Source organism: uncultured Enterovirga sp., from assembly GCF_964242715.1.
GTDB lineage: Bacteria > Pseudomonadota > Alphaproteobacteria > Rhizobiales > Beijerinckiaceae > Enterovirga.
Window position 1 is genome coordinate 196,948 of sequence record NZ_CAXTAZ010000001.1, and the last position, 24,247, is coordinate 221,194.

Here is a 24,247-nt window from a genome sequence, read left to right on the forward strand (position 1 = left end):
GCTGCCGCCCGCTTCATGGCGGCCTCCCTCGATCTTCTCTTGTCGCGGAGGCTATAGGGCCGACCAAAGAGGAGCCAGAAGCATGTTCGACCACGAGCGGAAGGAAAAAGCTCCGGCTCAGGCGAGCGGGTGCCATCGCAATTCGCCCGCCGCCACGATGGCGGCGACGCTCGCGTCGAGCCAGCGGTCCAGGGCCTGCGAGAGCGGCTCCGGCAGGCCCGAGCGCCGGGCCAGGTAGAGCGTGAAACGAAGGTGGGGGGACACGATGCGCCAGGCGCCCATTTCACCGCCCCGGATCTCGTCGAGGAAGAGCCCGAGCGGCGCCACCGCGAAGACGCCGTAGCGCCGGATGAGAGCTCGCTTGGCGTCCACTGGTTCGACCTCGTGCCGAACGTCAAGCTGGAGGCCGCGCTCGGCCGCGACCTGTTCCAGGAGCCGGCGAAAGACCTGGAAGCGGCGCTCCAGCACGAGGGGCACGGATGGCAGCTCGGCGAAGGCGACCGTCCGGCCGCGGCCGAGCGCGCCCGGCTTGCCGACCAGATAGAGATCCTCCGCGTAGAGAGCACGCGAACCATCGGCCGCCTCCCCGGGCCGCCCGTAATGGACGGCCGCGTCGATGTCACCGGCCTCGATCTGCCGCCTGAGGTCGTCGCTCAGCCCGGGGATCAGCACCAGTTCCGTTCCGGGCCGCTGGACCGCGCAACGCTGCAGGAGTTCCGGGGCGAGGGTGGCTTGCGCCGTCGGCGTGACGCCGAAGAGCAGCCGGGCCGGTTCCTCCTGGCGCATGGCCCGGAGCGCGAGTTCGGTCCGGTCGGCCTCCGCGAGCAGGGCCTCGGCCTGGGGAAACAGGCGGCGGCCCGCAGCGGTCAGCGTCGCCCCGCGGCCGTGGCGGTCGAACAGCGCGATGCCGTAGCGCTCCTCGAGCTGGCGCACATGCGCGCCGAGCGAGGGTTGCGACAGCCTCAGCTGCTGCGCCGCCGCCGTGAAGCTGCCGCGCCGGGCGACCTCCACGAAGCATCGGATCTTGCGCAACAACATCGCTGGTCCGCTCCGTCCGAGGATCGCGCGCCCTGCTCTACGTCATCGCATGCCGAGGTCTGAAGCTTTTTCCTTCAGCTCTTGATCGAACATGCTTCTGGCGCCTCCGCATCGCAGTCTCTAGCGTCGTGGTCGGGTGATCTTCGAGGTCACCGGGAGCCGGCGGAACAGCCGGCCGGACCGGGAGAATGTTATGGAGCGAGACCGCAGGTGGCTGCTGCGATCGGGAGTCGCGTGTGCGACCGCGTCCCTCGCCGGCATCGTCGGTCCCGCCGCGGCGCAGGGCCTGTCCGACCGCACCATCATGCTGCTGGTCCCGTTCACGCCCGGTACCGGGCCCGATTCCCTCGCCCGCATCCTGGCTGAGGAGGTCCGGCAGCGCTGGAACCAGCCGGTGATCGTCGAGAACCGGGCGGGCGCGAGCGGCAATATCGGCACCCAGGCGGCCGCCCGCGCCACACCGGACGGCCACACGCTTCTCGTCACCGTGAACACCTTCGTGATGAATGTGAGCCTCTATCGCTCCGTGAATTACGATCCGCAGAAGAGCTTCGTGCCGATCGCCGAGGTCGCGATCGGCGCCCTCGCCCTCGCCGTCCATCCCTTGCTCGGAGTGTCGACCCTCGCTGGCTTGATCGAGGCCGCCAGGGCAAAGCCCGGCGTCATCAACTACGCCTCGCCCGGCCGGGGGACGCCGCAGCATCTCGCGATGGAGCTGTTCAAGCTCACGAGCCGCATCGACCTGAAGCACGTGCCCTATACGGGATCGGCAGGCGCGTTGAAGGATCTGGCCGGCGGGCATGTCTCGGCCATGTTCCTGCCCGTCCACACCGCCCTGCCCCTCGCCGAGAGCGGGCAGATCCGCATCCTCGCCGTCGGCAGCGAGAGGCGGGTCCCGCAAGCGCCCACGGTGCCGACCCTCGCGGAATCCGGCGTCGACGGGTTCGACGTGGATCTCTGGTACGGCGTGCTCGCGCCGGCCGAGACGCCGAAAGCGATCGTCGACCGCTACAATACCGTCTTCAACGAAATTCTGGCCCAGCCGTCCGTACGGTCGGCGCTCGAGAAGCAGGGCCTCGTCGCCCGTGGCGGCCCGCCCGAGCAGCTCGCCGCCCTGATGGCCAGGGACGGCCCGCGCTGGTCCAAGGTCGTGAAGGACGCCGACATCACGGCGGATTGAGCATCGTCCGGGAGGATCGCATCATGGTTCAGGCATCGCTCTCGCGTCGTCTCTCGGCTGTGCTCGGGCTCGCTTCGCTCCTGGCCTACGGCCTGGTTCCAGCCCGCGCCGAGGGACCCGTCGACTACCCGACGCGCCCCGTTCGCCTCGTGGTCGGCTTCGCGGCAGGCGGCGGCAACGACATCCTGGCCCGGGTGCTGGGCGAAAAGCTCGCGACGCGTCTCGGCCAACCGGTCGTGGTGGAGAACAAGCCCGGAGCCGGCGGCGTGCTCGCCGCCACCTCCGTCATGCGCGAGCCCCCCGACGGATACACCCTCCTCGTCGGCGCGAGCGGGGCCATGTCGATCGCGCCGGCCGTCTACACGCGCATGAACTACGAGACGCTGAAGAATTTCGCGCCCGTCTCCCTCTTCGGCACCTATCCGCTCATCCTCGTCGTCGGAGGCGAGACGGCGTTCCGCAGCGTCGCCGAGTTCATCGACTGGACCAAGGCGAATGCCTCGAAGGGCAATTACGCCACGTCCTCGCCCTCCTTCACGCTCGCGACCGAGCTGTTCAAGATGAAGACCGGCGCCGACCTGCAGCGCGTCACCTACCGGAGCAGCAACGACGCCGTGGTATCCGTGCTCGGCAAGCAGACCACCGCGACGCTCGTCGAGACATTGCCGGCCATGTCGCTCGTGCAGGACGGGAAGCTCAGGGCTCTCGCGACGACGGCCACGGCACGACTGCCCGAATTGCCGGACGTGCCGACCATGGCCGAGGCCGGAATCCCGGGCATGGAGGTGACCCTCTGGACCGGGCTCTTCGCGCCCGCCGGCACGCCGCCCGCGATCATAGCGAAGCTCGAAGACGCCTGCCGCAAGATCCTGACCGAGCCGGACGTGCGGGAGCGACTTCGCAGCCTCTCGACGGACGCGGTCGGCAGCTCGGCGGGCGAGTTCGCAGCCCGGATCGCGTCGGACATCCAGGCCTGGACGGCGGTGGCGAAGGCCGCCGACGTGAAGATCGACCCCTGAGCCGGACGTCTTTCCCGGCCCGGACAGGCTGACATGGCCGCGATGAAGCACCATTGCGCGATCGTCGGCGCAGGGATTGGCGGCCTCACGCTCGCACTGAGCCTGCTCCGGGCGGGCTACCGCGTCGATGTCTACGAGCAGGCTCCGGAGTTGCTGGAACTCGGCGCGGGCGTGCAGCTGGCGCCGAACGGGACGCGGATCCTCCGCCATCTCGGGCTCGAGAGCGCCCTCATGGCCAAGGGCGCGGTCGAGGCGGCCGGCAAGGAAGTCCGGATCTGGAATACGGGCGAAACCTGGCCGCTCTTCGACCTCGGCGAGGATTCCATGCGCCGGTTCGGTGCCCCTTATTGGATGATCCACCGGGGCGACCTCCATCGGGTCCTGCTCGATGCGGTTTTGCGGGAAGCGCCGGGATCGGTCCATACGGGCCACCGCCTGACGGACCTCGGCCAGTCCGGCGACGATGTCTCGCTGCGCTTCGCGAACGGGGCCGAAGCCAGGGCCGACCTGATGATCGGCGCCGACGGCGTGCATTCCGTCGTTCGTCGCGCGTTGTTCGGCGAAGACGCGGCCGAGTTCACCGGGATCGTGGCCTGGCGCGGGCTCGCCCCGATGGCGGCGCTCCCGGCGAGCCTGCGCCGCAATGTCGGCACGAACTGGGTCGGACCGGGCGGCCATTGCATCACCTACCCGCTCCGGGGGGAGACCGTGATGAATTTCGTCGGCCTCGTCGAGCGCGACGACTGGCGGAATGAATCCTGGACGGAGGCGGGCACGACGGCCGAAAGCCTGGCGGATTTCGAAGGCTGGCATCCGCTCATCCGGCAGGTCATCGCCGAGGCCGGCACGCCCTATCTCTGGGCTCTGCTGCAGCGCCCTTCCCTCGAGCGCTGGACGTCGGGCCGCGTCACCCTGCTGGGCGATGCCTGCCACCCGACCCTGCCCTTCCTCGCTCAGGGCGCCATTATGGCGATCGAGGACGCGATCGTTCTCACGCGCTGCCTCGAGGCCTACGGGAGTGATGCGGCCGGCGCCTTCGCCCGCTACGAGGCGCTGCGCCTGCCCCGGACATCGGCGATCGTGAACGGGTCCCGGGCCAACACGGCGCGTTTCCACAACCCGGTCCTGGCCGATCGCGACGCCGCCATCCGGTACGTCGAGACCGAATGGAAACCCGAGACGGTGCGGAGCCGCTACGACTGGCTGTTCGCCTACGACGCCATGCAGGTCGAAATCTGACGCGGCGCCTCGGGCGCTGGTGGCGAGGGCGAATGCCTCAGAGGCGGCCGCCGTCGACGGAGAGTATCTGGCCCGTGATCCAGCCGGCCTGCTCGCTCGCCAGGAACAGGGCAGCGGTCGCGATGTCCTCGGCCGAGCCGAGGCGCCGGGTATGGAGACCGTCGAGGATGCGCTGCCGTCCCTCGGGGCCGTAGCTTTCCCATTGCTCGTGGGTGGCCGGATTCGTCAGGATCAGGCCCGGCGCGACCCCGTTCACGGTGGTGCCGTGCGGCGCGAGTTCCCAGGACAGCTGCCGGACGAGGCCGACGACCGCGTGTTTCGCGGCCGCATAAGCCTGGATGCCGGTCAGACTCGGCCGCAATCCGGCGCCGGAGGCGATCATCACGATGCGGCCCCAGCCGGACCGTTTCAGATGCGGCGAGGCCGCCTGCGATAACCAGAACGCCCCATCGACATTGGCCTGGAAGAGCGAGCGCCAGTCCTCCTCCGTGATCTCCTCGATCGGCCGGCCGACCTGGCCCCGCACCCCGCCCGCCGCGAGCGCCAGAATGTCGAGCCGGCCCTCGGCTTCCGCGATCTTTCGGACCAGGGCATGGGCGGCGGCCCGGTCGGAGAGGTCGCAGGCGTGAGCGGGCGCGGACAGGCTGGCCCCGGCCGCCGCGACGCCGGCCTCGTCGAGATCCGTCAGGTGGATGGTCGCGCCCGCCGCCTTGAAGACCAGGGCCATCGCGCGCCCGATCCCCTGGGCTGCGCCGGAGATCAGGACCACGCGGTCATGCAGGCGAATGTCCATCCGGTGCCTCAGGCCTCGACGCCGATGGCGTCGCGCAATTGCAGCCACCAGCCGTAGGAGGGCGGCCATTTCTCCCAATCGGGGTCGATCCCGAGCGCCTGGGCCGCGTGCAATCCCCAATGCGGGTCGGTCAGAGCCTCGCGGCCGATCGCGATCAGGTCCGCCTGGCCCGCCTGGAGGATGGCCTCGGCCTGCGGCCCGTCCAGGATGACGCCGACCGCCATGGTCGGGATGCCGGTCTCGCGCCGGATCGTCTCGGCATAGGGCACCTGATGCCCGCGCTTCAGCTTCCTCCGCATCTTCTTGTAATCCATCATCGAATTCTCGGCCCGTATGCCGCCGGACGAGCAATCGATGAGGTCGACGCCGCGGGCGGCGAGTTCGCGCGCCAGCACGCAGCTATCCTCGATCCGCCATCCGTCCGTCCGGCTGTCGAGATCCGGGCGCCAGTCGACGCAGGAGAGGCGGAAGAAGAGCGGCTTCTCCTCCGGCCAGCTCTCCCGAACGTGTTCGGCGATCTCAAGCGCGAGCCGCATGCGGCCCGCGAGATCGCCGCCATAGGCGTCGTCCCGCCTGTTCGCGACCGGCGAGAGGAAGGCGTGGATGAGATAGCCGTGGGCCGCGTGGATATCGAGGACGTCGAACCCGGCCTCGTCGGCCCGCCGCGCACCTTCGCGATAGGCGACGAGCAGGGCCTGGATCTCGCCCTCCGACATCGACCGCGGCGTGTGCCAGCCGGCAACGCTGCTGTCGCCGGTCGAACTCACCGGCTGCCAGGGCGGCTCGCCCTTGGCCGCCTCGGCCTCGCCGAGGGGGCCGAGACCTTCCCATGGCCGCTGGCGGGAGGATTTCGGGCCGGCATGGTGGAGTTGCGCGGCCGCGACCGCCCCCTGCCCGTGCAGGAAATCCGCGATGCGCGCCAAGGGCGGCACATGCTCGTCCGACCAGATGCCGAGATCACCGTAGGTGTTGCGGCCGATGGGGTCCACGATCAGCGCCTCGGTCATCACGGTCCCGGCACCGCCGATGGCGTATTTCGCGAGGTGCTGGAAATGCCAGTCCGTGGCCTTCCCGTCGGGCGCCGCCTTGTACATCTGCATCGGGGCGATCACGATCCGGTTCGGGAAGGTGACCTCGCGCAGCCGGTACGGGCTGAACAACAGCGCGCCAGGTTCGTGGACACCCATGCCGGCTACTCGGCCGCGACCGCCGCCTGGCGGGCCGGCGGCGACACCCGCGGGAGGTCCTCGAACCGGGCCACCACGTCGTCATAGGCGCGGTACACGTCCTCCGCACCGCCTTCCACCGGCGCCACCCGGCCTTTCAGCGCCGCGAAGATCTGGTGCTTGACGAAGAAGCGCCAGGTGACCGGAAGCTCGGCCAGGATCCTGGTCAGGGCGCCGTAACGGTCGACCGTCCAGACCCGCTCGAAGGCGATCCGGCCCGGGCCGTGGCCGAAGAGATGCGTCGGCCGGCGCCGGGCCATCTCGCCGCGCAACCGGGCGGTCTCAGCCGCATCGACCTCGCCGTCCGAGCCGATCGCGACCCCGTAATCCGACCTCGCCCGCTCGGCCGAGATGAAACCGCAGCGCACGTCGTGCAGCACCGCGCTCTCGGGCCGTTCGGTCGGGTCGCCGTAGCCGCCCGCCCCGGGCCCCTGGATCAGGATGATATCGCCCGGCTCGCACAGGACGACGTCCTGCGAGCCGAGTTCGATGGCCCGCTCGGTATCGGGGTTCTGGATGAATCGCGAGACGCGGCCGGAGCCGCCGCCCCGCAGGCCCCAGGCTGAGAAGACCGAGCGGTCGCGGTTGCGGGCCGTGACCATGGAGCCCGGCGCGAAGACCTGGAACTCCATCTCGCAGGCCGAGCCGCCGCGGTAGCGGCCGGGCCCGCCGGAATCCGGCACGAGCCCATAGCGCAGGATGCGGACCGGGATCTCGGCCTCGTTGATCTCGACCGGCGTGTTCTTGAGGTAGGACATGTTCGCCCCGCCCCCCTCCGCGCCGTCCCGGAACGGACCGCCGCCGGCGCCGCCGCCGACGGGGCCGATCGAGGCCATGACGGCGCGGCCGGCCCGGGTGCTCGTCTTCACGTTCATCAGGCTCATGCCGCTCCCGGGAGAGGCCGGGAAGCGGGCTGGCAGGGCGCGGCAGAAGGCGCCGATCACGACCGTCTGGGCGAGGTTCGACATCAGGCTCCGCATGCCGACCGCGGCTGGCATCACGGCATTCATGACCGACCCTTCCGGCAGGATCGCCCGCGTCGGCCGGACGAGGCCGGCATTCAGCATCATCGTGGGGTTGAGGCAGTAGAGCGAATAGACCGTCCCGACGGTGACGAGCGAATGCCGCTCCTTGCCGCCGGTCGGCATGTTCAGCGAGGAGGCGAGCTGCGGGTCGCTTCCGGTATAGTCGACCGTGAGCGTGTCGCCATGGATCTTCAGGGTCACGGCGACGCGGACCGGATAGCCGCCCGCCTGGTCCTCGTCGGCATAGTCGGCGAAGAAATACTCGCCGTCCGGAATGTCCCGGATCACCGCGCGCGCCTGGTTCTCGGCATAATCGAGCAGGTCGTAGAGGCCGGCCTTGAAGTCGTCCTTGCCGAAACGGTCGATGATCTCGTGGATCTTGCGCTCGCCGACATTCACGCAGGCGATCTGGGCGTTGAGGTCGCCCCAATTCTGCTCCGGCATGCGGACGTTGTTCGCGATGATGCGCAGGAGATCCTCGTTCATGACGCCGTCGCGCATGAGGCGCATGGGGGGAATGCGGAGCCCCTCCTGCTGGATCTCCGTCAGGCTGCGGGACAGGGTCGCCGGGACCGCGCCGCCGACATCGGTGTTGTGGATGTGGTTGCCGACGAAGCAGACGATCTCGCCGTCCCGGAAGACCGGCTTCCAGAGGTGGATGTCCGGGGTATGCGTCGCGACATAGCCCGCATAGGGGTCACTCGTCAGGCAGATGTCGCCTTCGCGATAGTCGAAGAGCTTGATGACGTCGCCGTAATCGAGGCCCGTATACCAGGTCGCCCCGAAGGTCTTCGGCGAGGCGACCGTGAGCCCGTCTGGCGTCAGCACCTGGCAGGAAAAGTCCTCGGTCTCCTTGACGAAGGTCGAGTGGGCGGTCCGCATCAGCGTCCAGCCCATGCTCTCGGCCGCGGCCGCGCAATAATTGGCCAGGACCTGGAGCGTCGTCGGGTCGAGCTTCATCGCCCTGCCTCCGGCACGATGCGCAGATTGCCGTATTCGTCGACCCGGGCGACGACGCCCGGCGGCATGACGGTCGTGCAATCGTCCTGGGTGACGACGGCCGGGCCGGCGAAATGCTGCCCGGGAACCAGGTCGGCCCGGCGGTACACGGCGACGCGGCGGCTCTCGCCGTCGAGCCAGACCTCGGCTTCGCGCGTGACTTCAGCGGGGCCGGGCCGAAGCGCGTGGCGCTGAAAGTCGGGCTTCGCGGTCTCCCCGCTGATCACGAGCCGGAGAGAGATGACCTGCACGTCCGCCTGCCGGTCGGCATGGCCGTAGATGCGCTCATGCTCGACATGGAAGGCGTCCACGAGAGCGACGATGTCGCCTGCCTCGACGGCCTCTTCGTCGAGGGGCGTATCCAGTTCGAAGGATTGCCCGCGGTAGCGCAGCTCGGCCGAGTAGACGAGCTTGTGCGGGCCCTCATAGCCCTGGTCGCGCTGCAGCCAGGCGAGCGCCCGCTCCCTCAGGGCCGCGTATTCGGATCGGATCAGGGGCGAGGCCTTGTCGTCGAGGTCGAGATAGAGCGTCTTGATGAAGTCGCTCTTCAGGTCCGCGATCAGGCCGCCGAGCGCGGAGAGAACGCCGGGCGTCACCGGCACCACCACCTCCTGCATGCCGAGTTCCCGGGCGAGGAAACAGGCCAGCATGGGCCCCGCGCCCCCGAAGGCGAGGCAGGAGAATTCGCGCGGGTCGATGCCGAAACGCGAGACGAGCGCACTCACGTCCGAATACATGCCGGAGACGGCGATCCGGATGATCGCCTCCGCGGTCTCCTCGACGGACCGGCCGAGCGCGTCGGCCAATTCGCCCACCACCGCCCGGGCCTTGTCGCGGTCGATCGTGACCGCGGAATAGCCGATGTCGGAGAGGCCGACGAGGCCGAGTGCTGCGAAGGCGTCCGTGATGGTCGCGCGCGTGCCACCCCGCCCGTAGCAGGCCGGCCCGGGCCGCGAGCCCGCGCTTTCCGGCCCGACCTTGAGCACGCCGAGATTGTCGACCCAGGCGATCGAGCCGCCGCCCTCGCCGATCGAGCTCACCGAGACCGACGGGATGTAGATCTGGAAGTCGCCGATCTGCTCCCCGACCCCGTATTGCGGCTGGCCGTCGATGATGATCGCGACATCGGCGGAAGTCCCTCCGATATCGAGGCTCATGCAGCTAGCGATGCCGCACATCTGGGCAACGTAGCTCGCGCCGATCACGCCCGAGGCCGTGCCGGACAGGATCATCTGTACGCACTGGCTCTTGCCCTGTTCGGCCGTCATGACGCCGCCGTTCGACTTCGTCAGGCGCGGGTCGGCCGGCACGCCGACATCCTTGAGGGCCTTCTGGAGCGAGCCGAGATAATGGGCGACGCGCGGCTGAACGTAGGCGCCGATCGCGGCCGTGATCGTGCGCTCGTATTCCCGGATGATGGGCCAGGTCTCGCTCGAGCAGAAGACCGGGATCTCGGGCGCGAGTTCCTCCACGATCGCCTTGGCGGCGAGTTCATGCTCGGCATTGCGATAGGCATGCAGGAAGGAGATCAGGATCCCTTCCGCGCTCGCCGCCCGGGCCCCGTCGACCGCCCGCCGGACACTCTCCCGGTCGAGCGGCTGGTATTCCCGCCCATCCGCGTTCAGCCGACCCGCCACTCCGAAGACGAGGTCGCGCGTGATCAGCGGCGGCGCCCGCTTCGAGAGCAGGTTGTACATGTCCTTGATCTTGAGGCGGGCAACCTCGAGCACGTCCCGGAAATGCTCGGTCGTGAACAGCGCGAGCCGCAGCCCCTTGCGCTGGATCACCGTGTTCACCCCGACGGTCGTGCCGTGGGTGAAGTAGCTGATCTCGTCGGGCCGGATGCCGTAGCGTTCGCCCACGAGCCGAACGCCTTCCAGGACCTCGGCTCCCGGCTCGTCGGGGCGGGACAACACCTTCAGGCTCTTCAGGCTCCTGGTGTCCTCGTCGAACAGCGCGAAATCCGTGAACGACCCGCCGATATCGACGCCTACCCGATAGCCCATCGTGCTGCCTCTTGCCTCCTGGACGGTCGGACGAGCCGCGTCAGCGGCCGATCTCCTTGTTCCACGTTTCGACCCATTTCGACTGCATCGGCACGATCTCCTTGTAGGGCGGGAAGATGATCAGCGAAGGATCGGTGATCTCGTGGGCGATCTTCGGGTCGAAGGTCGCGTTCTTGTTGACGATCCCGTAGCGGATCGCGCTCCCGAAACAGGATTGCGATTCCTTGCTCAGCGTCTGGTTGATGTAGTCGTAGGCGAGAGGAGAGCCATTCTTCACCATCTGCACCCAGGTCACGCCGACCACGACGCCGGGCTTCGGCGACAGATAGTCGAAATCCTTGTTGCCGTCGTCGATGAAGGCCCAGGCCCGGCCATCCCAATACATCGCGAGATCGATGTCGCCGCTCTTCAGGCCGTTGAGGACGGAATTCGGATCGAACCAGAAAGCGATGTTACCGCTCTTCTGCATCTTCTTGATCTGCTCGAGCCCGGGCGCGATATTGTTGACACCACCGCCATATTCCTTGGCGAAGCTCCAGACCGAGGCGGTCAGGCCGCCGCTCGGATACGTGACGGTCGGCATCGAGGCCTTCCACTTGCCCGCGATCGTGCCCTCGACGAAGGCCTTCCAGTCCTTCGGGGGATCCTTCACCGTCGTCTTGTTGTAGATGATGCCCATGCCGCCGTAATTATGCGGCGTGCCGAAACCTGTCCCCAGCTGCCTGAACTGCTCGCGGACGTCGCCGAGATTCGGGACTTTCTCGGGCGGCATCGCCTCGACCAGGCCGCGGTCGATGGCATCATACGCGTTCTCGCTGGGGAGATAGAAGACGTCCAGCGGAGGCTTGGTCGGCGTCGCGGCGATCTGGTTCAGCCACTGCACGGGCGCGCCCAAAACCACGTCGACGGTCTTGCCGGTTCGCTTCTGGAAGGGCTCGACGACGCATTTGCGCAGGCTCTGCTCCCAGATGCCTCCAAAGGCACCCACCGTGAGATCGGCGGCGACCGCGGCGCCGAGGCCCAGAAGGAGCGTAGCTCCGAGAGCCGCCGGCATGGTACGAACGATCCAGACCCCGTTGCGCATCAGGAACCTCCAGCCAACCCACAATCGACAGCGAAGCATTCACTAACGTGAACGGCGGCGCAAGGTGCTTCACTACGCAAGCACCGGGCGAAGTAGGCCTTCGCCAAAAGAAGCAGCATTTGCCTAGTGATGGGGCGAGAGGCTGCTCTTGACCTCACCCCGGTTCGGGCGGCTACCATTCAGCTTATTGAATTCTATCGCCTGTCCGGGCTCGCGGAGAGAGTAGCTGCCGATGACGAGCGCGGTCCCGCTCCATCTGAACGAGGTCAGCAAGAGCTTCGGCCCTGTCCAGGCGCTGAAGCCCATGACCCTGACCGTCGATGGCGGCGAGATGCTGGCCCTTCTCGGGCCCTCCGGCTGCGGCAAGACGACGACGCTCAGGATCATCGCGGGGTTCGAGGAGCCCGATACGGGCAGCGTCGTCATCGGCAGCCGGGATGTCACCGATCTTCCGCCGAACAAGCGCGGGCTCGGAATGGTTTTTCAGAATTACAGCCTGTTCCCTCACATGAGCGTTGGGGAGAACGTCGCTTTCGGGCTGAAGATGCGGGGCGTCGCTATTGCCGAGCGGACGCGGCAGGCAAGAGCCATGCTCTCCCTCGTGCGGCTGCAGGGCTTCGAAGACCGCCATGCCCACCAGCTCTCGGGCGGCCAGCAGCAGCGGGTCGCGCTGGCGCGTTCCCTCGTCACGAACCCGTCGATCCTGCTTCTCGACGAGCCGCTCGGCGCGCTCGACAAGAACCTGCGCGAGCGCATGCAATTCGAGCTGCGGGAAATCCAGAACAGACTCAGCCTCACCTGCATCATCGTCACGCACGATCAGGAAGAGGCTCTCACCATGAGCAACCGGGTCGCCGTCATGTCGGACGGTGAGATCGTCCAGGTCGGGACGCCGACCGAGATCTACGAGCGCCCGCGCACGCGCTTCGTGTCGGAGTTCCTCGGCACGGCCAACATCTTTGCCGGTACGGTCGTAGGGCCGGATGGCGACGAGGCCTGGAATGTCGATCTCGACGGGAAGCCGGGCACCCGCGCCGGCGCCCGTTCGGAGGCGCCGATCCGACCGGGTCACAGGGTCCTCCTTGCCGTTCGGCCGGAGCAGCTGCAGATCGGCCCGGTCGCCTCCGGGATGATCACGGCCAACGTCAAGGATCTCGTCTTCCGGGGCAGCTATTTCGCCTACGAGCTGACGACGGAGGGTCGCGACGCGCCGATCTTCGCCTACAGCCAGAGGCGCCAGGAGATTCCGGCAGACGGCATCGTCGGCCTTCGGTGGCGTCCGGACGGGGCCGTCGTCCTCCAGGACGCGCCGCCGTCATGACGGCCGAGCGGCAAGGGCTCGCGCCAGCCTCCGGCTTTCCCGGCATGCGCCGGAGGCGCCGGCCAGGTCCCTATCGTCTGGCTCGGCCGAGCTGGACGATCCCGGTCCTCCTCTTCCTCGGCCTGTTCTTCGTCGTGCCGCTCGGAGCCAACATCCTGCGGAGCATCGGCACCGGTCAGGCGGTCACCGACGGTCCGCTCTTCTACTACGTGAAGCTTCTGACGGACGCCTTTTATGCCGGAGTCATCGCCGAGACTCTCAAGGTCGGGATCGTCTCGACCCTGATCTGCCTCGTCATCGGCTATCCGGTGGCCTATTTCATGGTGCGGCATGCCGGGCGCTGGAACGCGGTCATCGTCTTCTTCCTGCTCGCGCCTCTACTCACGTCGATCATCATGCGGACCTTCGGCTGGCGCGTGCTTCTGGCGCGACGCGGCCCGCTCACACCGCTCCTGGTCGAATGGGGGATCCTGGCCCGGCCCGTGAACCTCGCCGACGAGCCGATCGCCGTCTATCTCGGCCTCGTCCACGTCCTCGTCCCCTTCATGGTGCTGTCGGTCGCGGCGGTGCTGCAGAAGGTGGACGTCCGCCTCGAAGAATCGGCAAGGGTCCTGGGCGCCGGCCCGGTTCGCACCTTCCTGCAGATCACGCTCCCGCTCAGCATCGAGGGCATCGCCACCGGATGCATCCTGGTCTTCGTCGTCACGAACGGCAGCTTCTTGACGATGCTCCTCCTCGGGGGCGGTCAGATCAAGACGCTCTCGCTCCTGATCTACCAGCAGTTCAACGTCACCCAGGATGTCGGCTTCGCGGCCGCGATGGGGAACCTCCTTCTGCTGATCGCGATCGTCGGACTGGTGGTGCAGACCCGGTTCCTGCATCGCAGAGGCGTGAAGGCGTGATGGCCGTGTCTCCGCTGCCCCGCCCCCGCCGGCGCCGGATCCCGTACGGGACCATCGCCCTCGCCGCCTATGTCGTCCTCTTCATCGGCTTCCTGGTCGCGCCGATCGTCTCGGTCGTCCTCGTGTCCTTCTCGACCTCGTCCTTCATCGTGTTCCCCATCCCGGGATATACGTGGCGCTGGTATTGGCGGATCATCGAATACCGGCCCTTCGTCGACGGCATCATCGTCTCGATTCAGGTCGCGCTCCTGTCGACGGTTTTGGCGTCGCTGCTCGGACTTCCGGCGGCCCTCGCGGTGGCCCGCTCACGATCCGCCTTCGCGACGACGCTCGCGAACTTTCTTCTCGCTCCGGTCAGCGTGCCGGCGATCGTCCTCGGCCTCGCGCTCCTCTATTTCATCGCGAGCCTGTCGCTCGGGATCTCGTTCACGGCGCTGCTGATCGCCCACACGGTCGCGGGCATCCCCTATGTCGCCCGCACCGTGCTGGCGGTCTATCGCTCGGTCCCGCCCGATCTCGAGGAAGCCGCGGCCGTGCTCGGGGCGAACAGGTGGCAGACGCTCATCCACACGACACTGCCGCTCGTCCGCCCCGGCCTTTTCGCCGGAGCCGTGTTCGCGGTGCTGACCTCGCTCGACAACCTCCCGCTCTCGTTTTTCTTCGGTAGCTCCGGCACCAGCACGCTCCCGGTCGTGATGCTGAGCTACATGGAAAACCAGTTCGACCCTTCCATCGCCGCGGTGAGCACCGTCCAGATGCTGCTTGCCATGATCGTGCTTCTCGTGACCGACCGTCTCTACGGAATCGAGAAGCTCACCGCCTCCTGACCACCCATCTCCCGGGAACACGATGACGACCACTGCCTCTCTCGAGAGCCGCGACGCGAACGAGGTCGATGCCGCCGCGATGGGCGCGCGCGTGCGATCGCTGCGCCATGGCCTCGGCCTGTCGGCAGGCGAGCTCGCCGTCAGGGCCGGCCTGTCGATCGGACTGATCAGCCAGATCGAGCGGGGCCAAGGCAATCCGAGCCTCCGGACACTGGAACGTCTGCGTGTCGCCCTGAACGTTCCGCTGATGCGGCTTCTCGAAGGCCCGAAGAGCAACGGGTCTGAGGCGTCCTTCATACGGCGCCGCCACGCCCGCCCTCGCATCCTGGTCGGAACCGACGGGCTGACGAAGGAGGTGCTCTCCCCGCCGGAGACGGAGGGGCTCAGGATCCTGATCCTGACCGTGCCGCCGAAATCACGCAGCCGGGAGATGGTCATCGGCCCTGGCCAGAAGGCGGGGCTCGTGCTGAGCGGACTGATCCGCATCGTGGTCGGGTCCGAGGAAGGCCAGCTCGCCGAGGGGGACAGCTTCCAGTTCCCCAGCCACAAGCAGCACGCCTTCATCAACGACACCGAACGGCCGGCCGAAATCCTCTGGATCATGCAGGGGCCCGAGCACGAGACGCAGGTCTAGGGACGCTCCGCGTCCTCTAAGAAGGTAGTCACAGCAAGTGAGGCGAGATGGCGCCGCCCGTCGACGGGTTCGAAGCCACATGACCCTCCCCGCCCGGGCGGACGTCTTCGTCGGGGGCTGACGATCAGCCCGTACTGTGTGGTCCCCGCCCGGTTCGGGGACTTCGTGCCAATCCCGCATACAAGCAACGAAACGCCAGCGCCTCTTATCGAAGCACGGGCGCACGGTCGTCATCCGACGAAGCGCGTCGCCGTTTCTCTGCGGTCCGGCGTCTGTGCCGGACCGCAGAGGACGAGCGGGTTGCCGCGACCTCGATCGGCTGGTCAGACGAAGAGGAATTGCGACGACTGCAGTTCCGCCACCGTGACGTTCTCGAGCGTGATGGAGGAATTCGCGTTCAGATCGATGACCGTGCTGGTCCCCACCTGACTCGCATTCGCCATCACCGACCCGAAATCGGTGAAATCAGCCTGCGACAGGGCAATCTGATCCTGTGCCGTGCTGAAATCCATGATGGTATCACGCCCGAAAGCCGCGGCTGAGAAGGCGAAGGTGTCGCTACCCCCACCCCCCACGAGGGCGTCGTTGCCCGCACCGCCATTCAGGACGTTGCTGAGATTCCCCGTCAGGCCCGCGTTGATGTAGTTGCTCAACGCGTTTCCGGTGCCGTTCGCGGCCGAGCCGGCCAGGAAGAGGTTTTCGACGTTGTCGGAGAGAACATAGTCGATAAAGGCATAGACCTGGTCGCCGCCTGCGCCGGCCGCCTCGACGACGATGTCTCCCGCTTCCGTCACTGCGTAGAGGTCGTTGCCGAGCCCGCCGACCATCACATCGTTGCCGCCGCCGCCGTTCAGTACGTTGTCGACGGCCCCTTCAAGGCTCGCCGTGATGTAGTTGTCGAGGCCATTGCCGGTCCCGCTCGTGGCCGAGCCGACCAGGAAAAGGTTCTCGACATTAGCGCTCAGCGTATGATCGACATAGGCGTAGATTTGGTCGGCCCCTTCACCGACAGCTTCGATCACGGTATCTCCGGCCTGCATGACCTCGTAGAGGTCGTTGCCGAGCCCGCCGACCATCTGGTCATTCCCGCCGCCGCCGATCAGAACGTTGTCGACACTGCCTTCCAACGCCGCCGTGATGTAGTTGTCACTGGCATTGCCGATCCCTATCGCGGCGGAACCGAGCAGGAACAGGTTCTCGACATTGGCGGTCAGGCCGTAATCGACAGAGGCGTAGACTTGGTCGACCCCTGCGCCGAGACCTTCGACGACGTCGTCTGCGGCCTCGGAAACCTGGTAGAGGTCGTTGCCGCCACCGCCTGTCATCACGTCGTTGCCGCTCCCGCCGACGAGGATATCGTCGCCGCCGCCGCTCGTCAGGACGTCGTTGCCCGCTGACGTATAAATGCTGTCGACGCCATCGCCGGTCTGGATCGCGTCGTTGCCGGTCCCGGTGGCGATCGTGAAGTTCTCGACGCCCTGGAAGCCGAGGGTGCTGACCGCGAGATCGGCGATCTGGCCGACATAGCCGGAGCCCAGATTGCCGGCCGTGACGCCGCCCGTCACATTCGTGATCATGGTCGAGTAATCGACGATCAGCAGGTCGCTCTCGGCGCCCGCCGTGACGCTGTCGGCACCACCTCGAACCGTGATGGTATCGGAGCCCGCGCCCGAGACGATCGTGTCGGCGCCCGTGCCGGACAGGATGGTGTCGATACCTCCGCCGGTCGTGATCGTGTTCGTTCCGTCGCCGCCATCGACGAGGTTGCCGCCGTCGAGCGCCGTGATGGTGTCTGCGTCGGCTCCGCCCAGGATCGTGTTCTGGCCCTGTCCGGCCGACACCGTTCCGGCTCCGAGGCCGGTGCTGATGAAGTCGTTGCCGTCATAGGTGGTGATCGTGTCCGCGCCTGCCCCGGTCAGGACGCTGAAGTTCTCGAAGGTGCCCGCCGTGACGGTGACCGTGCGGCCCCCGCCGCCGGCCTCGGTGAAATTCGACAAGGCGTCCCCTGTCACCGCGCCTGTCGCGAAGCTGTAGTCGACGACCAGGCGGTCCACGCCCAGTCCGCCATCCACGGCGTCCACGCCGCTCCTCACCAGGACGGTGTTGTCGCCTGCATTGCCGACGATGCCGTTGCCGTCGATCGCGTCGAACACCGTGATCGGTGCGGTGCCCGTGAGGGTAAAGGTCGGAACCCCAGTCCCGAGTTGCAGGGTGATGCCGAGCGAGCTCGCGTCGCCAAACACCGTGATGTTGTTGAACGGGATCGTGGCGGCCTCGTTGCTGTAGCCGGTTTCCAGCTGGATCACGTCTCCCGGGCCGGCGCCGATGTCGGCCAACGCGGCAGTGATGGTGGGGTAGGTAGAATTCGGTCCGACGATTCGAGTGGCCATGTAAGCTCTCCCTGAGCTGAGACGGCCAAGAGATGCGTATCTCTCCGAGCCGAACTCGCAATGACGATGATTTCGGGCGTGGTTTTAATCCGGCCGCTGAGATCAGAGGCGGAAGGGCAGGCCGGCTACGTTCGAGGAGGCGCAGATTGCCACCCCAAGGTGGTACGATGCGGTCTCTGCAACGACGGAGCGCTTAAAATATTAAAGGTTTGCCGTGAAGTTCGGGCCAATTGTTCAGGCATCGGCAATGACGCCGAGCGCGGCGAAACCGTTCAGGCTGCTATTTTTCCAGCCGGCGCCCTCGGAGGCCGGTCTTCCCTGGCCCACCTCGCACGGGCAGGTTGGATCGAGCCCTGTCGAAGATGTCGCGGCCTAACGAGCGGCGGTCGCGTGGGCCGTGGTCGAAGGCAGGGACACTGCGGGGTCAGCGTTGCCGACCGCGCAGGACGGCTCGAGGCGGCGCCGCTGAGGCATCGTGGCCTTTGACTGTTTCGTGGCCGAGACGGTCGCGGCGGACGATCGGGGCCAAGGCGCTCCGGCGGAACTTTTGACCGACAACGACGCAGGATCAGGCCTGTACGGCCCCCTCGTATGACGCGACCGGGACCCATTCCGACCATGCAAAGGAGCGCGTGTCCCACGGCCTGAGGGCGTCCAAACGGGCGACGGCCGGCGAAATCATGACGAGGTCGGCCTGAGAAAATACGTCGTAGTAATAGCAGGTGTCGATGATATCGAAGATCGTGAAGCCTCGCGCCGTCAGCAGATTGAGACGGTCAGCGAACGTGCTCTGTGTCGCCTCGACGATCACGACGGCGATATCGTCCCAGATCCCATCGCAACCATTGATGACGTAAGGCTCGAACCCATCCACGTCGATCTTGACCAGGTATGGCTTGGGATCGTCCCGTCGACCCATGAACGTGTCCAGCCGCACCGTCTCCACCTGGGTCAGCTCGCCCTCCGTGGTGGGACCGACGAGGCCGCTATGCGTGACGCCCTGTCCGTCGATCGAGATCTTCTTCAGCTGAGCGAATCCGTCCGTGTTGGATACCGCAACCGGGGCCAAATGGTAATCCAGCCCCTTGTAGTTCTCGTGGATCGACGGAAAGAAGTCGTCGGCAGGCTCGAAGAGAATGTGGCGCTTGTCGGGGAAAGCAGCCTTCAGCTCGGGCGTTTCGGCGTGGGTGCCGACATCGATGACGGTGCCGATGTCCACGCCCATCCGCCGCAGGGACGCCAATGCGTTCAACTTGGATGGGAAACGCCTCATAGGTTGTCCTTTCACGTAAGCCCGGAATGCGATCGTCCGACGCTCATCGTCATTCATCGCCGAAAGAAGAGGGTTCCGTCCCGGCGACGCTGGATGGAAGTGGGCTACCGGTCAACCTGCGCGGCCCGTGTTTCGTAGGGAGGCGTCCCGCCCTGGTCAGGCCCGGGCAGTCCGGGAGATCGCCTTCACGAATGCCCGCTCGCGTTCCTGGTCGGGGCCGAGCACGTGATCCACGATGCCCTGCTTCAAGGCCAGGTAGGTCACGTCCAGCAGGTCGCGTCCGTGCGCCTCGTCGGGCTCGAGAACGGTGCCCTCCGCCCACTCATTCCAGGCATTGATGAAGACGAGCGGCTCCTGCTGATCCTGCCGCAGCAGGCTCTCGCGAACCAGATATCGAAGCCACTGGCCATAGGCTTTAGGACTGTCGTTGATGAAGATGTGCGCCTTCTCTTTTCGCCTCGGCGTATTGTCCCAACTCGGGAAGCAACCCCGGTAACGGATATAGTCCATCGGCGCATGGTGGATGCTGCGAAGAGCGACCGAGATGTAGTCCTCGATATAGCCCGAGAATTCCGGACTGACCCCCCGGAGGCGGTTCGGATCGACGAGCTGACGCTCGATGTGAGGGGGAGAGAATTCGACGGCGGAATCCGCCCCGTACGGACGGGGGTCGCCGAGCCCGAAGGACTGGACCGCGCAGACATGGAGCTGGATCCCTCGTTCGGCCGCAATGCGCCGCCACACGGACACGCTGCGGATCGGGTCCGGCAGCTCGGAGATCCGATAGATCAGAAGAAGGGCCGCTCCATCGACCGTAATGTAGCGAGGATCCGACAGGATGGGGAGGATGTCCCGTGCGAAACGCTCGTCGTTGCCCGGGGTATAGTCCTGCGCGACGAGGATGTGGCTGTCAGACCCGTCCCAGCGGCGGCTCCAATTCTCATTCGCCCAGCAGATGCAGAACGGGAAGTCCGGGCCGTCCGTCGACAGCCACAGATCCAGGGGTTTTTCGAGAAGCCGGCGCCCGGCGAACCAGTAGTAATAGAAGCAGAATCCGTGAATCCCGAATTCACGAGCCATGTCGGCCTGCTGTTGCAGTACCTCCCGAACCCGCAAGTCGTAGAAGCCGAGCTCGGTCGGCAACCGTGGCTGACGATGTCCCGCGAACTGGGGCTTCGCCCGAACGACGTTCGTCCATTCGGTAAAGCCCTTGCCCCACCAGAGATCGTTCTCCGGGATCGGATGGAATTGCGGCAGGTAATGCGCGATCAGCTTGACCGGGTATCTGACCGCCGGGCTCTCCTCCGGTCCTTGCTGCGTCCGTGAAGAGGCCGGTTCGCTCAGGCTCTGCTGGGTGCGGGCTCGCTCGCGACTGGTGCGCGACTGAGCTTTCGCCAAGTCGCGATAGAACCCATCGAGCGACTTCGCGGCTTTGGCCCAAGTCAGGTTGGCGAGAGCAAACCTGCGTGCGTTGTCGCCGAGCGCGACCCGGAGCGCGGGCTCGTCGACGAGGCGCTCGATCGCGGCGCTGAGTTCGCCCAAGGAGCCGGAGACGAGCTTCAGGACGTGCACGGAATCGGTGAGTTCCCGGCCGATATTGCTGTCGGGAAGGATGACGGGCCGCCCCGACACCAGGTATTCCGGCAGCTTGGAGGGAAAGCGGTAGTCGTTGAAGAGGTCGCTCCTCCCCGGCTGCACCAGAATGTCGGCCGCACCCAGAATGCCAGGAACGTCCCTTCGGGCCACGAAGCCGAGTTCCAGCACGGCGTCGCCGACCGCGGCGCGAAGCTCGCTGCTGATGGGCGCCATGTCCCAGCCCGTGCGCAGCAGGCGGATTCTGCGGCCTCCCGCATTGAGCCGCGCCACGGCGGCATACAGCTTGGACACGTCATCGACGATCGAGTGATGCACATTCCCTGAATAGAGGAGCGCAATGTCGCCGGGGTTCAGGCCGAAAGCAGCGCGATCACCTGCGGTGGGTCGGGGGATATTCTCGAATTCGGTGTCGAAGCCCGGCCAGAAGACGAGGCTGGGCATCCCGGCAGGGCTGAATTCCAGCAATCGGTCGATCAGGCAGGTGAAACCTGCCGCGGCCTTGATGAAGCGCGAAGCCCGGCGGGGGTGGGACCGCCACGGCAGGAGCAGGGACGAACCGATATCCTCCGGAAGCGACGCAAGCTCCTCGTAGGTGAGACCGCGGAGTTCGTCCCGGACGATCTGCTCCTCATTATCCTCCAAATGGACGATGTAGGGGCAGCCGAACCGCGCGGCGAGCGCCTCCGTCGCGATCCGGACGTGATCTCGAGGCGTGAAGGCGTGGATGTAATCGGGGCCGCCCCCGCTCCGGAACGGTAAGCCTCCTGTGTTCGCGGTGTGAAGGTCGAGAACAGGGAAGGTCGCAACGCCGTGTTCTTTGACTGTTTCCGGATGGTTCGGGACCAGGACGACACATTCGTGACCCAGCTTCTGCAACTGCGTTGCCAGGCTGTAGATATGGAAGGCACTGTTTCCCTGAAAATTACAGTGCGAAACGAAGGCTAATCGCATGGGTCATCCGCCAGAGACTACGGCCTGGGAAGAGTTCGCGCTCACGCGTCGTAATCCCGACCGGCCTGGAAATTCGAACTGTAATAGCGGTCGCCGCGGCCGATCAGCTCTCGATGCAGGTCCAAGAAATGCAACCTGTCGCCAGGATCTCTTGTGAAGAGATCCACGTTGTTCGTCGTCAGACCGAATAGTGGGGTCGCAATATTGATATTGCGGTATCCAGCCTCGACTCCGCGCAGCATCATCTCGCCGAACGCGTAGTACGGGCTCTGAAAGAGGCGATCAAGCCCGCCGAGATCCTCAAACGCGCGGCGCTTGATGAGGATCGCGCTCCCGTGGCTCGCGGTCACCTCACGGTCGCAGGCGAGAGAACCGGCATAGCCGTCCATGCCGAGCGCCCACCCGGCCATGAGCGGGCGCAAACCGGCTTTCGGATCGAGAGTGGAACCGCTGATCACACACCGGCCGTCAGCGTCGAAGATGCTTGCCGCCACACTCAGGACATCCGGCAGGTCCGCGTACATGAGAAGGTAATCGAGCCAGCGCGCATTGCTGGGCTCAAGACCGGGTCCGACGAACAGGATGTAGGATCCGGACCCGCGGGAGCAGAGCTGGCTCAGATCCGGCGCGACCGCAGGGGGAGCGACGCTCGCGTCACGGCCCAATTTCAGGCCGATCGGACGGCCCGAAGCGTCGCTGCCGGCGGCCACCCGAGCGCCGGCGATCCCGTCGAGCCAATCCATGACCTCATCTTGCGGCCGCCGATATGCGACGACGTCGATCGTCGGCCGCTCCCCGCGACCCGTGGGCGCGATCGTCAGGCGGTGCGGAAGAGTCGGATGCGGAGAGGCCCGGCCGGCGAAGCCGGTCCGGTCGAGATGCGCGTTGACCGCCGCGGCCTGGAGGGGCTCGATGCGGCCCTTCGAACTCGCGTCGAAGGCAATGCTCCCGGGAATTCGTCGCCACTGATAGAGCATTTCACGCACATGGGCGACCCGCGGCTTGAGCTCGCTCAATCGCAACATGAACTCGAAATCCTGCACCCGATCAAAACTCTGGTCGAAACCGCCGACACTCTCCGCAAGCTGCCGCCGGACGACCAGGAGATGCCCGATATACATGACCCCGGTCAGGAATACGGGCGACCAATCGGGCTTGAAGAAGGTGCCGTCGAAGGTTCCCCATTCGGAGACATAGGATTGATCGGTGAAGCAGATGTCGGCCTGCTCGTCGAGGAGCGTCGCGACGACCCGCCCCAACGCGTCCGGAAGGAGAACATCGTCGTGGTCGAGAAGGGCGACGAAGTCACCGGACGCCAAGCCTAGGGCATGGTTCGTCGCGGCCGAGATGCCGACATTCCTCGGGAGACGGTCGACCTGGATTCTGGGGTCGATCAGCGACAGCCTCGACAGCATGGCCTCCATATGGGGCGCGCTGGAGCCGTCATCGACGATGATGATCTCCCAATGAGAATAGGTCTGGGACCGGATGGAATCGATGGCCCGACGGAAATGCGTCTCGGGCGAATTATACGCCGGCACCAGGATCGAGACGAGCGGCTCCGAGGAGGGAGGCGGCCGATCAACGGACCGGCTGGGCAGGATGGCCCGTCTCGGAGTGGGTATGCCGGTCGCGTGGGCATTCACCAGAGCGGGGTCGAGATTGGACCGGAAAAGAACATACTCGACCAATGGGTCGTCAGCGGTGCGCTGAACGAGATGGGTCAACGTGCCCTGATACTCGGAATCCACCAATGGATGCGGATGCCGGCGATGCGGCCTGTCGAGCCTCAGGTATTGGCTCAGGAGGTCGCGGTGCGGATCGAGCACGTCCGCATGCATCGTCGAAAAATGCGCGGCATCGAAAACCGGGTGGGGGTTGCGTCCCTGCCGCCCGCCCTCGGTCGCGTAATGGTGGAGCGGCCGCTCGGGCGAGGGCTCGACGCCGCGGGCATAATAGGAGGGATCGAACAGCTGGTGCGGCGAGCGCCCCTCGCGATCCCCGAAGCAGACGAATTGCAAGAACAGTTTTTGCGCCGGGAGGTCCGGATTTCCGTCCCGGTACCATTGCAGATCGAACATCGGGCAGGGCGAAACCTCCTCCGACGGATCGCTTGCGAGGTAATGCAGCAGCGGGTCGACTCCGCCCGCCAACCGGGCGCGGTCACGGTAATAGCCCCAGTCGAAGAGAGGATGCGGGTTCCGTCCTTCCAGGAAGCCGTGCCGCAGATAATGCAGCGTCGCCGAATCTCCCGCAGCGGCTACATCCGGATAGGCCGAGAGATACCAATCCGAATCCAGCAACGGGTGATGTGTGACGCGGTCGCGCCACGACGTCATGAAGCGCCGGATGAGGGTGGGCGGGGAATCCGACTGGCCCGGGTTTAGGGCTGCGAACAGATCTGGGTCGAACAGGGGATGCGGGCTCCGCCCCTCGTCCAGGCCATGTTCGAGGAAATGCAGGAACGGGGGCATGCCCGCTGCCGCGACATCCGGATTTTGAGCCAGATACCAGTTGCGGTCGAAGAGCGGGTGAGCCGCGCGATCCGGCCGATCGGCCACCAGGTCGGCAAGCAGGTCCGAAGGCTCGGCGCCTTCAGGTAGATAGGAGGTCTTGTACCAATCCGCGTCGAAGACACCGGCGAGTTGTACGATCCTGCCGATCTCCTCCGAGCTGTCTCGGCTGTTCGTCGGACCTTCGGCGGTCATGCGGCCCGTTTTTGGCGCCGCCGGTTTCCTAAGTCG

Annotated in this window: 17 protein-coding genes; 7 read left to right on the top strand and 10 right to left on the bottom strand. The window is 66.3% G+C overall.

Annotated elements, in window-relative coordinates; translation table 11 throughout:
• Positions 1-117: 117 nt before the first annotated feature.
• A complete protein-coding gene (locus ACFE87_RS00980; protein WP_375457719.1) occupies positions 118-1,038 on the bottom strand; it encodes a LysR family transcriptional regulator in 921 nt (306 codons plus the stop codon).
• A 193-nt stretch (positions 1,039-1,231) separates the two neighbouring features.
• Between ACFE87_RS00980 and ACFE87_RS00985 the strand changes: the two genes are divergently transcribed.
• Genes ACFE87_RS00985 through ACFE87_RS00995 form a run of 3 tightly spaced genes read left to right on the top strand, consistent with a single transcriptional unit; the run spans position 1,232 to position 4,476 of the window.
• A complete protein-coding gene (locus ACFE87_RS00985) occupies positions 1,232-2,218 on the top strand; it encodes a Bug family tripartite tricarboxylate transporter substrate binding protein (protein WP_375457720.1) in 987 nt (328 codons plus the stop codon).
• A gap of 23 nt (positions 2,219-2,241) precedes the next feature.
• On the top strand, positions 2,242-3,237 hold the full coding sequence (locus ACFE87_RS00990) for a Bug family tripartite tricarboxylate transporter substrate binding protein (protein ID WP_375457721.1): 996 nt from the start codon (positions 2,242-2,244) through the stop codon (positions 3,235-3,237).
• 33 nt (positions 3,238-3,270) lie between these two features.
• A complete protein-coding gene (locus ACFE87_RS00995; RefSeq protein ID WP_375457722.1) occupies positions 3,271-4,476 on the top strand; it encodes an FAD-dependent monooxygenase in 1,206 nt (401 codons plus the stop codon).
• Between the two features lie 37 nt (positions 4,477-4,513).
• On the opposite strand, the gene ACFE87_RS01000 is transcribed toward ACFE87_RS00995, so the two are convergent.
• Genes ACFE87_RS01000 through ACFE87_RS01020 form a run of 5 tightly spaced genes read right to left on the bottom strand, consistent with a single transcriptional unit; the run spans position 4,514 to position 11,609 of the window.
• Complete coding sequence (locus tag ACFE87_RS01000; protein ID WP_375457723.1) at positions 4,514-5,269, bottom strand: SDR family NAD(P)-dependent oxidoreductase; 756 nt, start codon at positions 5,267-5,269, stop codon at positions 4,514-4,516.
• A gap of 8 nt (positions 5,270-5,277) precedes the next feature.
• Complete coding sequence (locus ACFE87_RS01005) at positions 5,278-6,456, bottom strand: NADH:flavin oxidoreductase/NADH oxidase (protein WP_375457724.1); 1,179 nt, start codon at positions 6,454-6,456, stop codon at positions 5,278-5,280.
• A gap of 5 nt (positions 6,457-6,461) precedes the next feature.
• Complete coding sequence (locus tag ACFE87_RS01010; protein ID WP_375457725.1) at positions 6,462-8,480, bottom strand: hydantoinase B/oxoprolinase family protein; 2,019 nt, start codon at positions 8,478-8,480, stop codon at positions 6,462-6,464.
• On the bottom strand, positions 8,477-10,525 hold the full coding sequence (locus ACFE87_RS01015; protein WP_375457726.1) for a hydantoinase/oxoprolinase family protein: 2,049 nt from the start codon (positions 10,523-10,525) through the stop codon (positions 8,477-8,479). Before ACFE87_RS01015 ends, ACFE87_RS01010 begins: the two co-directional genes overlap by 4 nt.
• A gap of 40 nt (positions 10,526-10,565) precedes the next feature.
• Complete coding sequence (locus ACFE87_RS01020) at positions 10,566-11,609, bottom strand: extracellular solute-binding protein (protein ID WP_375457727.1); 1,044 nt, start codon at positions 11,607-11,609, stop codon at positions 10,566-10,568.
• A gap of 232 nt (positions 11,610-11,841) precedes the next feature.
• Here ACFE87_RS01020 and ACFE87_RS01025 point away from each other — a divergent pair, with 232 nt between their 5' ends.
• Genes ACFE87_RS01025 through ACFE87_RS01040 form a run of 4 tightly spaced genes read left to right on the top strand, consistent with a single transcriptional unit; the run spans position 11,842 to position 15,293 of the window.
• Positions 11,842-12,930 (top strand): ABC transporter ATP-binding protein, encoded by a 1,089-nt coding sequence (locus ACFE87_RS01025; protein WP_375457728.1) that lies wholly within the window; start codon positions 11,842-11,844, stop codon positions 12,928-12,930.
• Positions 12,927-13,832 (top strand): ABC transporter permease, encoded by a 906-nt coding sequence (locus tag ACFE87_RS01030; protein WP_375457729.1) that lies wholly within the window; start codon positions 12,927-12,929, stop codon positions 13,830-13,832. The genes ACFE87_RS01025 and ACFE87_RS01030 overlap by 4 nt, the downstream gene beginning before the upstream one ends.
• Positions 13,832-14,659 carry an ABC transporter permease gene (locus ACFE87_RS01035; protein WP_375457730.1) on the top strand — a complete coding sequence of 276 codons (828 nt, stop codon included), beginning with the start codon at positions 13,832-13,834 and terminating at the stop codon, positions 14,657-14,659. The genes ACFE87_RS01030 and ACFE87_RS01035 overlap by 1 nt, the downstream gene beginning before the upstream one ends.
• Before the next feature lie 22 nt (positions 14,660-14,681).
• On the top strand, positions 14,682-15,293 hold the full coding sequence (locus tag ACFE87_RS01040; protein ID WP_375457731.1) for a helix-turn-helix domain-containing protein: 612 nt from the start codon (positions 14,682-14,684) through the stop codon (positions 15,291-15,293).
• Positions 15,294-15,616: 323 nt separating this feature from the next.
• Here the strand turns inward: ACFE87_RS01040 and ACFE87_RS01045 are convergent, their stop codons facing one another.
• The 4 genes from ACFE87_RS01045 to ACFE87_RS01060 all read right to left on the bottom strand — a co-directional run bounded on the left by ACFE87_RS01045 (position 15,617) and on the right by ACFE87_RS01060 (position 24,211).
• Positions 15,617-17,683, bottom strand: coding sequence for a beta strand repeat-containing protein (locus tag ACFE87_RS01045; RefSeq protein ID WP_375457732.1), 2,067 nt, complete (start codon positions 17,681-17,683; stop codon positions 15,617-15,619).
• A 568-nt stretch (positions 17,684-18,251) separates the two neighbouring features.
• Positions 18,252-18,902, bottom strand: coding sequence for an FkbM family methyltransferase (locus ACFE87_RS01050; protein WP_375457733.1), 651 nt, complete (start codon positions 18,900-18,902; stop codon positions 18,252-18,254).
• Positions 18,903-19,112: 210 nt separating this feature from the next.
• Positions 19,113-21,428: a glycoside hydrolase family 99-like domain-containing protein gene (locus ACFE87_RS01055; protein WP_375457734.1), complete on the bottom strand. Its 2,316-nt coding sequence runs from the start codon at positions 21,426-21,428 to the stop codon at positions 19,113-19,115.
• A gap of 116 nt (positions 21,429-21,544) precedes the next feature.
• Positions 21,545-24,211 carry a glycosyltransferase gene (locus ACFE87_RS01060; RefSeq protein WP_375457735.1) on the bottom strand — a complete coding sequence of 889 codons (2,667 nt, stop codon included), beginning with the start codon at positions 24,209-24,211 and terminating at the stop codon, positions 21,545-21,547.
• Positions 24,212-24,247 lie beyond the last annotated feature (36 nt).